General features: G+C 37.9%; 14 protein-coding genes. 8 read left to right on the forward strand and 6 right to left on the reverse strand.

All coding sequences use genetic code 11. From position 1 onward, the window contains the following. The first annotated feature begins 246 nt into the window (after window positions 1-246). Both PVA17_RS10265 and PVA17_RS10270 read left to right on the forward strand, forming a co-directional pair. On the forward strand, window positions 247-771 hold the full coding sequence (locus tag PVA17_RS10265; protein ID WP_142507042.1) for a GNAT family N-acetyltransferase: 525 nt from the start codon (window positions 247-249) through the stop codon (window positions 769-771). Between the two features lie 14 nt (window positions 772-785). Continuing rightward, entirely contained in the window at window positions 786-1,145 is a 360-nt protein-coding gene (locus PVA17_RS10270; protein ID WP_274067637.1) for a cupin domain-containing protein, read from the forward strand. Between the two features lie 25 nt (window positions 1,146-1,170). Here the strand turns inward: PVA17_RS10270 and PVA17_RS10275 are convergent, their stop codons facing one another. Next, window positions 1,171-1,635: a GNAT family N-acetyltransferase gene (locus tag PVA17_RS10275; RefSeq protein WP_483308017.1), complete on the reverse strand. Its 465-nt coding sequence runs from the start codon at window positions 1,633-1,635 to the stop codon at window positions 1,171-1,173. 90 nt (window positions 1,636-1,725) lie between these two features. Between PVA17_RS10275 and PVA17_RS10280 the strand changes: the two genes are divergently transcribed. Beyond that, window positions 1,726-2,154, forward strand: a complete 429-nt coding sequence (locus PVA17_RS10280; protein ID WP_274067639.1) for an NUDIX hydrolase — start codon at window positions 1,726-1,728, stop codon at window positions 2,152-2,154. A gap of 81 nt (window positions 2,155-2,235) precedes the next feature. Here PVA17_RS10280 and PVA17_RS10285 read toward each other — a convergent pair whose 3' ends face one another. Together PVA17_RS10285 and PVA17_RS10290 are read right to left on the reverse strand one after the other, a co-directional pair. Continuing rightward, the gene (locus tag PVA17_RS10285; RefSeq protein ID WP_274067640.1) at window positions 2,236-3,402 is read right to left on the reverse strand and encodes an aminotransferase class I/II-fold pyridoxal phosphate-dependent enzyme; all 1,167 of its coding nucleotides are present in this window, start codon (window positions 3,400-3,402) and stop codon (window positions 2,236-2,238) included. Beyond that, window positions 3,386-4,519: a methionine biosynthesis PLP-dependent protein gene (locus PVA17_RS10290; RefSeq protein WP_274067641.1), complete on the reverse strand. Its 1,134-nt coding sequence runs from the start codon at window positions 4,517-4,519 to the stop codon at window positions 3,386-3,388. Before PVA17_RS10290 ends, PVA17_RS10285 begins: the two co-directional genes overlap by 17 nt. A 192-nt stretch (window positions 4,520-4,711) precedes the next feature. Here PVA17_RS10290 and PVA17_RS10295 point away from each other — a divergent pair, with 192 nt between their 5' ends. Then, window positions 4,712-5,014 (forward strand): Rossmann-fold NAD(P)-binding domain-containing protein, encoded by a 303-nt coding sequence (locus PVA17_RS10295; RefSeq protein WP_274067642.1) that lies wholly within the window; start codon window positions 4,712-4,714, stop codon window positions 5,012-5,014. Between the two features lie 299 nt (window positions 5,015-5,313). On the opposite strand, the gene mscL is transcribed toward PVA17_RS10295, so the two are convergent. After that, entirely contained in the window at window positions 5,314-5,703 is a 390-nt protein-coding gene (gene mscL, locus PVA17_RS10300) for a large conductance mechanosensitive channel protein MscL (protein ID WP_274067643.1), read from the reverse strand. A gap of 168 nt (window positions 5,704-5,871) precedes the next feature. Between mscL and PVA17_RS10305 the strand changes: the two genes are divergently transcribed. Next, window positions 5,872-6,567, forward strand: coding sequence for a lytic transglycosylase domain-containing protein (locus tag PVA17_RS10305; protein ID WP_132359867.1), 696 nt, complete (start codon window positions 5,872-5,874; stop codon window positions 6,565-6,567). Window positions 6,568-6,873: 306 nt separating this feature from the next. On the opposite strand, the gene PVA17_RS10310 is transcribed toward PVA17_RS10305, so the two are convergent. Continuing rightward, complete coding sequence (locus tag PVA17_RS10310; RefSeq protein ID WP_132359865.1) at window positions 6,874-7,131, reverse strand: GlsB/YeaQ/YmgE family stress response membrane protein; 258 nt, start codon at window positions 7,129-7,131, stop codon at window positions 6,874-6,876. Window positions 7,132-7,325: 194 nt separating this feature from the next. After that, complete coding sequence (locus tag PVA17_RS10315) at window positions 7,326-7,871, reverse strand: cysteine hydrolase family protein (RefSeq protein WP_132359863.1); 546 nt, start codon at window positions 7,869-7,871, stop codon at window positions 7,326-7,328. A 408-nt stretch (window positions 7,872-8,279) separates the two neighbouring features. Between PVA17_RS10315 and PVA17_RS10320 the strand changes: the two genes are divergently transcribed. The 3 genes from PVA17_RS10320 to ilvD all read left to right on the forward strand — a co-directional run bounded on the left by PVA17_RS10320 (window position 8,280) and on the right by ilvD (window position 12,801). Further along, window positions 8,280-9,455 (forward strand): amino acid deaminase/aldolase, encoded by a 1,176-nt coding sequence (locus PVA17_RS10320; RefSeq protein ID WP_132359861.1) that lies wholly within the window; start codon window positions 8,280-8,282, stop codon window positions 9,453-9,455. Beyond that, the gene (locus PVA17_RS10325) at window positions 9,443-10,765 is read left to right on the forward strand and encodes a D-arabinono-1,4-lactone oxidase (protein ID WP_132359859.1); all 1,323 of its coding nucleotides are present in this window, start codon (window positions 9,443-9,445) and stop codon (window positions 10,763-10,765) included. Before PVA17_RS10320 ends, PVA17_RS10325 begins: the two co-directional genes overlap by 13 nt. Window positions 10,766-11,130: 365 nt before the next feature. Continuing rightward, window positions 11,131-12,801 carry a dihydroxy-acid dehydratase gene (gene ilvD, locus PVA17_RS10330; RefSeq protein ID WP_132359857.1) on the forward strand — a complete coding sequence of 557 codons (1,671 nt, stop codon included), beginning with the start codon at window positions 11,131-11,133 and terminating at the stop codon, window positions 12,799-12,801. Window positions 12,802-13,259 lie beyond the last annotated feature (458 nt).

Raw genomic sequence — 13,259 nt, forward strand, 5'->3', positions numbered from 1 at the left:
TCAAGCCCAGAAAATATTCTGGGTTTTTTATTTTCTTGAAATTGTAAATTTATCCAACTATTATTTTATATATAGTCTTTAACACAAATAATGAGGGAGTCATTTTTATTATGAAGATAACGTCCTATACTAATACGGTTAATTTTCTCCAATATACGAATGTTTAAACTAAGGGTGTAAATTCTCAAACAGCAAAAAAGAACAGGATGCTATAACAATCGGAACAGTAAAAAGGAGAGGGGATTAATGACAGAAAATATCAAAATTAGGGTTGCTTCTCAAGAAGATGCTGAAGCCTTGTTGGAAATTCAGAAAGAAGTTTTAGCAGAAGAAACTTACTTAATCACGACAATAGATGAATTTCAGCGAACGGTAGATGAGCAAAGAGAATGGATACAAGCGAAAATAACAAATGAACGAGAAACAATTTTTATCGCACAATATCAAGGGAAAATAGTTGGGTGGCTTGTATTTCAATCGCCGCAAAGAAAACGATTAGCACATACAGGTACATTTGGTATGATGGTGCTTAATAAATATCGTGGTCTTGGGATTGGCAAACGCTTAATCGAAAAGCTACTAGAATGGGCAGAGCACAACCCTTATATCGAAAAAATTAGTCTTGGTGTATTTTCAACGAACGAAAGGGCTATTGCGCTCTATAAAAAGATGGGATTTGTTGAAGAAGGAAGAAAAATAAATGAAATTAAGCTACAAGACAATGAATATATAGATGATATTTTAATGTACAAGATAGTAGTAAAAATTTGAAGGGAAATCCTTACATGAAAAAATATAATTTCACACAAAAATTGGCTAACCAAATTACTAATTATCAATCGATAGATGCTTTTTATAGGAAAATCATGAAAACAGAGGAGCCTACAAATATTGGCTTCATGTATATAGAGCCTGGTGGTGTCGTTGGGATGCATAAGGCGCCTGTACCGCAGTTATTTATTGTAATTCAAGGTGAAGGATGGGTTTGTGGTGAGGATCAAGAGAAAGTATTTATAAAAACTGGAGAAGGTGTTCTTTGGCAAACAGGCGAAGCACATGAGTCTGGCAGTAATTCAGGGTTAACAGCACTTGTCATCCAATCAGAGCAAATTAATCTAGCAAAAGATGACGTAAAAAATGTGTAACGGGGTAAGTTAAAGCTCCGTTACACTAAGTTATATTTAACCCTAGTTTAACTGTTTTTAATAAATGACCATCAAATAGCTCATCAAACTCCTCCAATTTCTTGAAGCCCTTCGCTTGATAAAAGTTCATGCCCTTTGTGTTTTCCTTTTCTACACAAACTAAAAGTGATGTTAAATCTGGAAGCATTTTGATCCCTTCCTGTAATAGGGCTGTACCAATTCCTGTGCCCTGAATTTCTGGAAGTAAATAGATGGAGTAAAGTGTTGCTTCACCCTCTACAACATTTGAAAAATTTGCAAAGCCTACTAGTGATTCTTCAAGTATAGCAACTAAAAATAGACTTTTTTCTAAACGACTTAGTAATTGATCACTACTATAAGCAGCTTGTAAAAAACGATTTTGAATTTCAATTGGGATAATTCCCTTGTATGTTTGATGCCAACTCTTTTTGGCAATTTCTTGTACAGAAATGATGTCATTCTTTTGCATATGCCGTATAATTGATATCAATACTTTTCACCTGCAATTCCAATTTTTCTATTTATTGTAACATTAAATGACGCGAAAGGAGATGACTTCATGCAAGTTGTTGAAAAGGCATTTGGCTATATTACGAGAGAGCATGAGGGTCAGTTACAAGTGCTAGTATTTGAGCAAAATACAGAAGGAGCAGGAATTCAAATTCCTAAAGGCACGGTAGAGGAAGGGGAAACGCCACTAGAGGCAGTAACGCGAGAGATGTTTGAAGAAACAGGTTTATCTTTTTTAGAAGTAAAGGGGTTAATTGCCCAGGATTATTTTAATCATCATTCAGGGCTATTACAAAAACGCTATTTTTATCATTTAACGGCAAATGAACATCGAGATTCCTGGAAGCATTGTCCGACAGGTGTAAACGAAGCAGGCTTAGAATTTTCATTTTACTGGATAACTAATGAACAAGAAGTAACTTTGGTGAAGGGACATGGAGATTATTTGTATAGAGTGTTGGCTCGTGTGAACAACTGATTGTTAAACATAAACATTTAGAAGGAACATTTAATGAATAAAACCGCGTTTCCGTAAATCGAAAACGCGGTTGTTTTGTGGTTATAAAACCTTTGCGCCAACTACCTCTAATGCTTGAGCGAAATCGGCGATTAGATCGTCAACATGCTCAAGTCCTACTGAGAAACGTAAAAGTCCATCAGTAATACCACGTTTTGCACGCTCCTCAGGCTCCATTGCAGCATGACTCATTTTAGCAGGGTAGGATAAAATGGATTCAACGCCACCAAGAGAGACAGCGAAAACTGGAATTTTCATCGCCTCTACTAGCGCTTTTGCAGCTCCATAGCTTGGTAGGCGGAAGGATAGTACTGCACCTGCACTCGTGGACTGACTATGATGAATTTCATAGCCAGGATGTGATGCAAGTCCCGGATAGTAAACTTGCTCGACAACGGGATTTGTAGCTAAAAACTCTGCAATCTTTTGTGCCGATTCAGCAGAACGACTAAAACGCACATCGGTTGTTTTAATATTTTGCAATAGAGTAAAGCAGTCCTGTACACCTAATATATTGCCAAATGAATTTTGGATAAAGTACAGATCCTGACCTAGCTTCTCGTCAGCTGTTACTGTCAATCCCGCGATAATATCAGAGTGCCCTGATAAAAACTTTGTCGCACTATGAATAACAACATCGACACCTAGCTCAAGTGGACGTTGGTGTAAGGGTGTCATAAATGTATTGTCTAAAAAAGTTAAGCAATTATACTGCTTGGCAAGTGCTACGACTCCGCGAATATCTGTGATGCCAAGTGTTGGATTTGACGGTGTTTCCATATAGAGTAGCTTTGTAGCTGGTGTTATGGCTGCTTCTACTGCTGCTAAATCTGTGAAATCAACGAAAGTATGAGAAATACCAAAGCGTGGTAACACCTTAGAGACGAAGCGGTATGTTCCGCCATATACATCCTCCGTAATGACAAGATGATCTCCCTGAGATAATAGCATTAATGCTGCAGATACAGCAGCAATCCCAGAAGAAAATGCATGGGCACGTACGCCGCCTTCTAGCTCAGCTACTGCTTTTTCTAATGCATCCCGCGTAGGGTTGCCAGAACGTGCATAATCATATTCGCCGAATTCATCGATACTCTCCTGATGGAAAGTAGATGATACATACATAGGCACATTGACTGCACCTTTTTTATTTTCATAGCCGTCACGGACACCTGCGTGAATTAGACTTGTCTCAATATGCTGCTTCATTTTTAACCTCTTTTCTAAGGGTACCGAATACTTGTTTTAAATCTGCAATTAAATCTTCAGCCTCTTCAATGCCAACAGAAAATCGTAGTAATCGGTCACATACACCACGTTCAATACGCTCCTCATAAGGCATGTCCGCATGTGTTTGAGTAGCTGGATATGTAATAAAGCTTTCAACACCACCAAGGCTTTCAGCAAAAGTAATTAGCTTCAAGTTTCGAAGGAATGGGTCAATCCACGCCGCCTTTGCCAAGCGGAATGAAAGCATGCCACCTTTTCCTGTGTATAGCACGTCTGTTACAAGCTCTTCTTCCTCTAAATATGAGGCAATTGCTTTGGCGTTCGCATCATGCTGCTTTAATCGAAGATGCATCGTTTTTAATCCACGAATAAGTAACCAGGAATCCATTGCACCTAAAACCATGCCGCTACCATTATGAATAAAGCCAATACGTTCGGCTAATGCAGCACCTTTTGCGACAACTAAACCAGCTAATACATCATTATGTCCACCAATATATTTAGTAGCCGAATGAATGACAATGTCTGCGCCTAGTTCGATTGGACGTTGGAAATATGGTGTATAAAACGTATTGTCGACAATTAACCAAGCTCCATGCTTGTGAGCTAATTCTGCATATACTTGCAAATCAAATTCCTGCATAAGTGGATTTGTTGGCGTTTCTATAAATAGAGCACGCGTATTGTCGTTGATTAATGCTTCTACCTGTTCAACGGATTCAAATTTTGAGTAGACAGGCTTAATATTGTATGTGTCCTCAAAGAAATTAAAAAGTCGGTATGTACCACCATATAAATCATCAGGCACCACTAATTCATCACCAGGCTTAAACAAGGATAGAACTAATTGAATAGCTGCCATCCCAGAGCTACAGGCAAAGCCCGCATCTCCGCCCTCTAAATCGGCAATTCCTGCTTCTAATAGAGCACGAGTTGGATTTTTTGTACGCGTATAATCAAAACCAGTGGATTCACCGATACCAGTATGTTTATAAGCTGTCGATAAATGGATAGGTGGGCTGACAGCGCCAGTTCTAGGGTCACTTAAATTCCCAAGTTGTACAAGTTTTGTTTCAATACTTCTGCTGTTTGTCATGTCGTCACTCTTTTCTTCATCATAATAAAAGGGGAGTAGTCTATTACTTCTTTTCCCCATATTCTCAATAATTGTTACCAATTTAACATGTATACTAAAGAAGAACAAGATAATTTCAGAAAATTAGCGAGATTGTTTATATTAAATCATCTAGGAATAGTAGGAAATGTGAACGGAAGGAAGAAAGAAACGATGAAACATTGCTTAGTAATAGGCGGAACAGGAATGCTAAAGGATGTTTCTTTATGGCTTATACAGCAAGGAAATCATGTAACCGTTATCGGGAGACAACAAAAGAAAATGCAAAATTTGAAAAATGAAGCGAACTATTCTTTGAAATTGTCACCGTTACTAGTTGATTATACGAACTATAATAGCTTTAGAACGGCGTTAATAGAGTCTCAAGAAACACATGGTTCGTTTGATTGTGTTATTGCTTGGCTTCATGGCTCTGATATAAGAGGTCTGGGAGTCGCTTTTTCGAGCAATTCCTAACACGAAGAATGTGATTTTATACCATATTAAAGGGAGTAGTTCTTACGTAAATAATGAACGTACAAAAAATAATATCCCTTCTAATATAACTTATAGAGTGGTAAAACTTGGGTTTATCATTGAAGACAATAACTCTTCAAGATGGCTAACAAATAGTGAAATTGCCCAAGGAATTATTGATGCAATAGAACATACTAGAAAAACATGTTGGCGTTTTTGAACCATGGAATTTACGCCCTTAAAGAAAAAAGAATCTGTCTATTACCTCTGAAAAGTAGTGGCAATTAGACAGATTCTTTTTAAGCTTGCTCTTTTTTTAATAAATCACGAATTTCTTTTAGAAGCTCTTCTTTAGCATCTAATTCTGGTGCTGGTTCTTCCACAACAGCCTCTTCTTTTTTACTAGTTAGCTTAGTCATAATTCGTAATGCCATGAAAATTGCAAATGCGATTATTAAAAAGTCAAGAATTGACTGTAAAAATACGCCTAATTTTACTTGAGCGTCACCTGAGCCATACATAAAGCTTTTTGTTAAATCAATACCACCAGTTAAGACACCGACTAATGGCATAATGATATTTTCAACTAAAGAGGTAACAATTTTACCGAAAGCACCACCAATTACAACTGCTACTGCTAGATCGACAATATTACCTTTCATAGCAAATTCTTTAAAGTCTTTCCACAAAATCAATTCCTCCTATTATTATCCATATAAAATAATTGAATTATATTTTACTATATTTTCCCCTCCCTTTTCAACTATTAAAGTAGTGGTAATTATATACCGAAAAATCTGCTATATAATCAAAAATTTTGTTAATATAGAAATAGAATAAAAGATTAGGTGTGACATATGGCGAAAAAAAACAAGAAAAAACCAATGCTATCGCCTTCCGCTCAATTGGGCATGATAGCTTTATTAATACCAATAGCGATAACTGTTTGTGTTTTCGCTTTTTTTGCATGGAAGGAGCTACAAACATTACCTATATTTGAAAAATTAGCGCGAGAAAAAGCACTAGAAGAAATTCAACAAAATTTCGATATGAAAATTCCAGAGCAATATATTCCAATCTATGTAGCAGCAGAAGAGAAATACGGCGTACCTTGGACTTTACTTGCTGCCCATCATCGAATTGAAACACGATTTTCCTCAATGAAGTCGCTTGTTTCACCAGCTGGGGCAGAGGGGCCGATGCAATTTATGCCTTGTACTTTTGTCGGCTGGCAACACCCTTCCTGCTCGGGGTTAGGAAAAGGGGATATATCGAAGGCTGAATTAATAAATCCAGAAACCATAAAAAAATATGGTGGATATGGCGTAGATGCCAATGGAGACGGCATAGCAGATCCTTATGATATTGAGGACGCTATATTCAGTGCTGCGAATTATTTATCGAAAAATGGTGCAGCAGATGGCCATATAAAGCAAGCTGTTTTTAAGTACAATCATAGCGATGAGTATGTTAAAAAGGTATTACATTATTTCAATTTGTATAATGACTACCATGATGAGCTAAAGGAAGCAGTCGTTTATAAAGAAAAGTAAAAAAAACGCAAAATATAGGCGGTGATTTCCGTTTCTACATGGCACTTCATGGGGGCATCCGATGAACCATTCACTCACGATGCTCGCATGGTCTTTTGGCCAATATGATGTTGGTCACGAAGGATGTAATGGTTTTAGGCTTTGTTCCTCTAATCGCTAAGAAGTAGCCCCTGCCTACCACAGCTCCTGTTATGTAAGTTAAAAAAGAGAAATTCAATAAACATGCGCAAACTCATGTAAAACTTATTTTCTTGATCAAAAATATATGTAAAGAGCCATCAAAAATGATGGCTCTTTATTACATATTTAGGTTGCCTTACGCATACTTTTTAGAATAATGCTTACGATGAAGATCAGAACGACCGCACCGATTAATGCTGGGAATACGTAAAAGTTACTAACTCGCCAACCCCAGTTGCCAAGAATCATACTACCGATCCAAGAACCCACAACACCTGCAACAATATTTCCGATGATGCCGCCAGGTACATCTTTACCTAAAATTACGCCAGCTAACCAACCTAATACTCCGCCGATGATTAAATACCAAATGAAGCTAATCATTTTTTTCATCTCCTTAAAATTAAGATATAATGGCGATTGCTTAGTTATGCCCTGAATGAAGTAAATTAACCGCATCTCGCTTCGTTAGTAATTATTACAAATTCACGATAATGTTTATCATTCAGCAATGTTTTTTGTACCGTAGCAGCACATACAGAAGATTCCCGTTTCTGAAGGTGGAAGGCGAAAATGAATTACTTAACTAATGTTGCGCCTAATGTCTGTTCAAAGTGACGTAATGCCCATTCATGACCTGCAGCATCAAAACTTGCAACACCATCTGCATAAACAACTGTTGAAATGCCCAAATTATAAGCATCAACTGCTGTATGTAAAATACAAATATCAGTACAAACGCCAACTAAATGAATTTCTTTGATGCCTCGCTCATTCAATAAAATTGATAAATTGGTTCCGGCAAAAGCGCTATAGCGGGTTTTATCGAGCCACAAAACTTTTTCCTTGTGAAGCTTATAAATTTCGCCAACTTGCCCAAATAAATGACGTCCTTTAGTGCCGCGAATATTATGAGGGGGAAATAGCTTTGTTTCAGGATGGAACGGATCATCTTCCTCATGTAAATCATTCGCAAAAACGACAAATTCGTTTTCAGTCATAAATTTTTGAATTAAGGATGAAATTTTGTTATCTAATGCTTGACCGGGCTCTCCACAAGTTAGTTTTCCATCAGAAGCGACAAAATCATACGTATAATCAATAACTAATAAAGCCTTTTTCAACCTTTTCACTCTCCCTATAGGTATAATTTCACTTTTATCATGCCATATTTGGGCCTGTTTGTCAGAAAAATGATTATTATTTAATATTACGAATAGTTTGAAAATTGATTTTTCTGAGAGTATAATGTGAAAAAAGGAGAGTGGTCTATATGAATATGACAGCTATGAAACGTTTAAATCGCCAAGGATTACTGATTGCAGGCATACATCTGCTAGTATTGTTAAATTTAGCAGCGGATTTCATATTTTCCTCGTAATCTCTTAACATAATAGAAAGGTGAGTTAAATGCTTGTCCATTATTAAAACAACCGTGAAGGCAAATTTGATTATATGTCCACGGTTGTTTTTTATTGTTTTAATATAATTTTTAAATATTAAAGACAAAGTACAAATAAAGGAATGATAGCATGACCACTAGATTTAATCACGCGTTTCATGAACTAGAACGTCCATTTGCTTGGTTGGATTTTGATGCATTGGATCACAATATTTCAACTGTACACAATGCTTGTGGACAGAAAAATATACGTATCGCTACGAAATCGGTTCGTTCTGTGGAGATATTACGTTATTTACAAAAGAATGTACCCAATGTGACGGGATTGATGACGTTTACAGCGGCAGAAACAATATTTTTACTGCAACAGCATTTTGATGATTTATTAATAGGATATCCGGTGCTGGAGGTAGCTGCTGTTCGTCAGTTATTACGTTTCGTAAAGGCGGGAAAAACGGTGACCTTTATGGTGGATAAGCGGGAACATGTCAGATTTTTGGCGGAGCTAGGGCAACAGCTAGGTGTCCGCGTGCAAGTATGTATTGATATTAATGTATCTAACGATTTTAAGTTGCTTTATTTTGGTACAAAACGTTCTTCGCTTCATTCACTTGAGTCACTTACACCATTCCTCGACTATATTAAAAATCAAGAATTTATTAAGGTGGTTGGAGCGATGGGTTATGAGGCTCAAATTGCAGGAGTCGGTAATCGTCCAGTCAATGCTGTTAAAGGGAAATTTATTGAAGTAATGCAATTGCAAGCTAAAAAACAGGTTACCCAGTTTCGTAGATTAGCCATTGCGCATATAAAAGCGTATTTTCCAAGCTTGCACTTTGTGAATGGTGGTGGTTCAGGAAGTATGGCATACACGGCACAACAGAAGGAAATAACAGAAATTACGGTTGGCTCTGCATTTTATGCGCCAGCTTTGTTTGATCAATTTACGCATCTACAGCTGGAAAAGGCAGCTGGATTTGCTTTAAGTGTAACAAGAAAGCCAGAAAGAAATATTGTTGTTTGTCATGGTGGAGGTTATACGGCGTCTGGGGCAATTAGTGCTGATCGTTTACCGGTATTCTATGAGCCGACCTTTTTTTCATATCTTAGTTTAGAAGGAGCAGGAGAAGTTCAAACACCCGTTAAGGTAACGCGTAAAACAGTTAATATAGGAGACACGCTTTATTTTCGACATGCGAAGGCTGGTGAACTTTGTGAAAGATTTCAAGAACTACATGGAATTAGAGGGGACAAGTATGTAGGAGCTTATACAACCTATAGGGGGAATGGACAATGTTTTCTATAGATAAGTGGAAAAATGGGGAGAAATGGACAAACTGGGCTGGTAATGTTATCTCTTATCCATCTGAGATGTACTTGCCTCGCTCTATTGAAGAGGTTACAAATATCGTGAAGCATGCACGTGAATTAGGAAAAACGATTCGTGTCACAGGTGCAGCCCACTCCTTTAGCGCTGTTGCGATGCCTGAACATATAGCTCTTTCTTTACATAATATGCGTGGGCTCATAGCTGTAAATGAGGAGAAGCAAGAGGCGACACTTTGGGCTGGAACGTATTTATATGAAATAGGCCCATTGCTTGCAAAGCATGGGTTTGCCCTAATCAATATGGGGGATATTCAAGAGCAAACGATTGCTGGAGCAGTGTCAACGGGTACCCATGGAACAGGTGTAACACTCGGTTCGTTATCCTCAGCTGTAACAAGATGGGGATTTGTAGATGGTACAGGTACTTATAGGGAGCATACGAGAGGAATGGATGATTTATCTGAAGCTTTGCATGTTTCACTTGGTATGCTTGGTGTGCTTGTGAAAATAACGATTAAGGTGATACCTCTTTATAGCTTACATTATGTGAGCACAAAGGATACTTTAGCAAATGGGCTGGCGATGTTTGCTGAAGATATACGACTGCATCGCCATGTTGAGTGGTTTTATTTCCCTGGTAGCGAAACCATTCAAGTGAAGCGCATGAACGCTAAAGCGCCTGTTTATCAGAGTAATTGGAATAAGAGAATCGAAACATTGAAGCTTCAAATAGTAGAGAACGGTGCTTTTTTCGCTATGTCTGAACTTTGTAAATGGAAGCCTGCGTTAAGTGGCACTATGAGTAAATTAGCAGCAGCCAATGTTGTGAAGGGGGAGAAAACGGGGATAAGCTATGAAATTTATCCATCTCCACGTAGCGTGAAGTTCCAAGAAAGTGAATATGCTATTCCGTTAGCACAATTTGGTGCATGTATAGAAGAGATAAACGCAACCTTTAAAAGTGGGATTTTTAATGTGCATTTTCCGATAGAATGTCGGACAACGGCAGGAGAAGCTGGTTTTTTAAGTCCTACCCAAGGACAAGAATCAGCGTTTATTGCCTTCCATATGTATAAAGGAATGCAGGAAGATCCTTATTTTGAATGGGTCCATACGATGATGAAGAAATATAAAGGACGACCGCATTGGGGGAAACTAAGTCATTTAACGGCTAAATATGTCTACGAACTATACCCAAATATCGAGAAATTTTTAGCCATTCGAAGACAATATGATCCTGATCATGTGTTTTTGACAAGGTACTTAAGAAAAATATTTACGTTATAAGCGCTATCTTGTTAAAAAGCTGTCCAACCACTTTTGGAGGATTTGACAACGTTATTGATAGATTATTTAAAAAAATAAAATTTGAACAAAATGTCAAAATATTCTTCAAAGCGAGATAAAAATGACACTTAATCAGCATGAAAACGATTTCAAATTTTATGTATTATTTAAATTGTTCAAACAATTCTAAAAATACTGTTGACTAGACCTTTTTTTCGTACTATGATTACAACAATTTAAAACGTTCGTTACAGCAGTTAGTAATCTTCTAACAGATTAACATATACGTAAAAATGGAATAGACAGAACATTTCGTATATAACAACGAACATAGCAATAAATGAGGTAAATGAGGGGCGTTTAAAATGAGAAGTGACATGATTAAAGTAGGCGTAGATCGTGCGCCACATCGAAGTCTTTTATATGCAACAGGCAAAGTAAAAGCGAAAGATTTAGGTAAGCCATTTATTGGTGTTTGTAATTCATATATCGACATTATACCAGGTCACGTTCATTTACGTACATTTGCTGATGTAGTCAAAGAGGCCATCATTGAAGCGGGTGGTATTCCATTCGAATTTAATACAATCGGTGTAGATGATGGTATTGCAATGGGTCACATTGGGATGCGTTATTCTTTACCGAGTCGTGAAATTATCGCAGATTCTGCTGAAACTGTTATTAATGCACACTGGTTCGATGGCGTATTTTATATTCCTAACTGTGACAAAATTACACCGGGAATGTTAATGGCAGCAGTTCGTACTAATGTACCGTCCATTTTCGTATCTGGTGGTCCAATGGAGGCAGGAACTTCTGTTACTGGCAAGCAATTGTCGTTAACATCCGTTTTTGAAGGTGTAGGGGCTCATAAATCAGGCAAAATGTCAGCTGAAGAGCTGTTAGATATTGAAAACAATGCATGCCCAACATGTGGTTCATGTTCAGGGATGTTTACTGCAAACTCTATGAACTGCTTAATGGAAATGCTAGGGGTAGCTTTACCAGGTAATGGAACAATCGTAGCTACTTCTGAAGAGCGCCATAAGCTTATTAAAGAAGCTGCTAAACAATTAGTCCGTATGATTAAAGAGGACATCAAACCTCGTGACATTATTACTAAAGAAGCAATTGATGATGCATTTGCACTTGATATGGCGATGGGGGGCTCGACAAATACAGTCCTTCATACATTAGCAATCGCTAATGAAGCTGAAATCGATTATAACATTGAAGATATAAATAAAGTGGCAGAACGTGTGCCATATCTAGCGAAAATCATGCCTGCTTCAGATATTTCAATGGATGATATTAATAAAGCAGGTGGCGTTAGCGCCATTATTAATGAATTAGCATCTATCCCAGGTGCCATTCACCCAGATCGACCAACAGTTGCAGGCGTAACAATAGGTGAGCTTGTAAAAGATTATCATATTACAAATGCTGAAGTTATTCGTACGAAAGACAATCCATATAGCCCAGTTGGTGGTTTATCAGTGTTATTTGGTAATATTGCGCCAGATGGTTCTGTTATTAAAGTAGGAGCTGTAGACCCTTCTATTAAAGTATTCAGAGGCGAAGCAATTGTCTTTGATTCACAAGAAGCCGCACAAGAAAATATTGATAACGGGACAGTTAAAGAGGGCCATGTAGTCGTCATTCGCTACGAAGGACCAAAAGGTGGCCCAGGGATGCCTGAAATGCTTGCACCAACGTCTGCGATTCAAGGACGCGGTCTTGGCACAAAAGTTGCGTTAATTACAGATGGACGTTTCTCAGGTGCATCTCGTGGTATTTCAATCGGCCATATTTCACCAGAGGCAGCAGAAGGCGGTCCAATCGCTTTAGTAGAGAATGGTGACATTATTACGATTGATCTACCAAATCGTACTATCAATTTAGAAGTTTCAGGTGAAATATTAGCTGAACGTCGTACAAAACTACCGGAATTTGAACCGAAAATTAAGCGCGGTTGGCTAGCGAGATATTCAAAATTAGTAACAAGCGCCTCTACAGGTGGCGTTATGAAAATTTAACTTCTTTCAGAAGTTAAAGCCTCCGGCGGATGTCATGGAATCGGAAAGGAGTTCTTTGTGCAAGCACAAAGCCGATTCCAGACGCAATTATGCCAAGGCACAATTGATAAAGATAAAGCGTTGATGAGGTTAAAGGTTCTAGAGCCTTGTATTACCAGAGAGCCGGTCGTGCTGGAAGCCGGCAATACAACTAGATCCGACATCCCCTCTGAGTGAGCTATTAAACGCGTGTTCGCCATTAGATAGCTCCGGGCATAATCGAAAGTGCTCGTTATTAATGAATAAATAATTTATGACACCGTATTGGATGCGAAAGATTTCGCGTTGGTGCATAAATGCTACTATTTATTCACGAGGTAGCAATTATTTGCTATAAAAAAGGGTGGTACCATGGAAAGTCTTTTTCATCCCTACGTAAGGTAATTCTTTGCGTGTGGAGAAAAAGGCTTTTTATTTTT

Origin of the sequence: Lysinibacillus sp. CNPSo 3705, from assembly GCF_028674935.1 — a bacterium.
Lineage (GTDB): Bacteria > Bacillota > Bacilli > Bacillales_A > Planococcaceae > Lysinibacillus.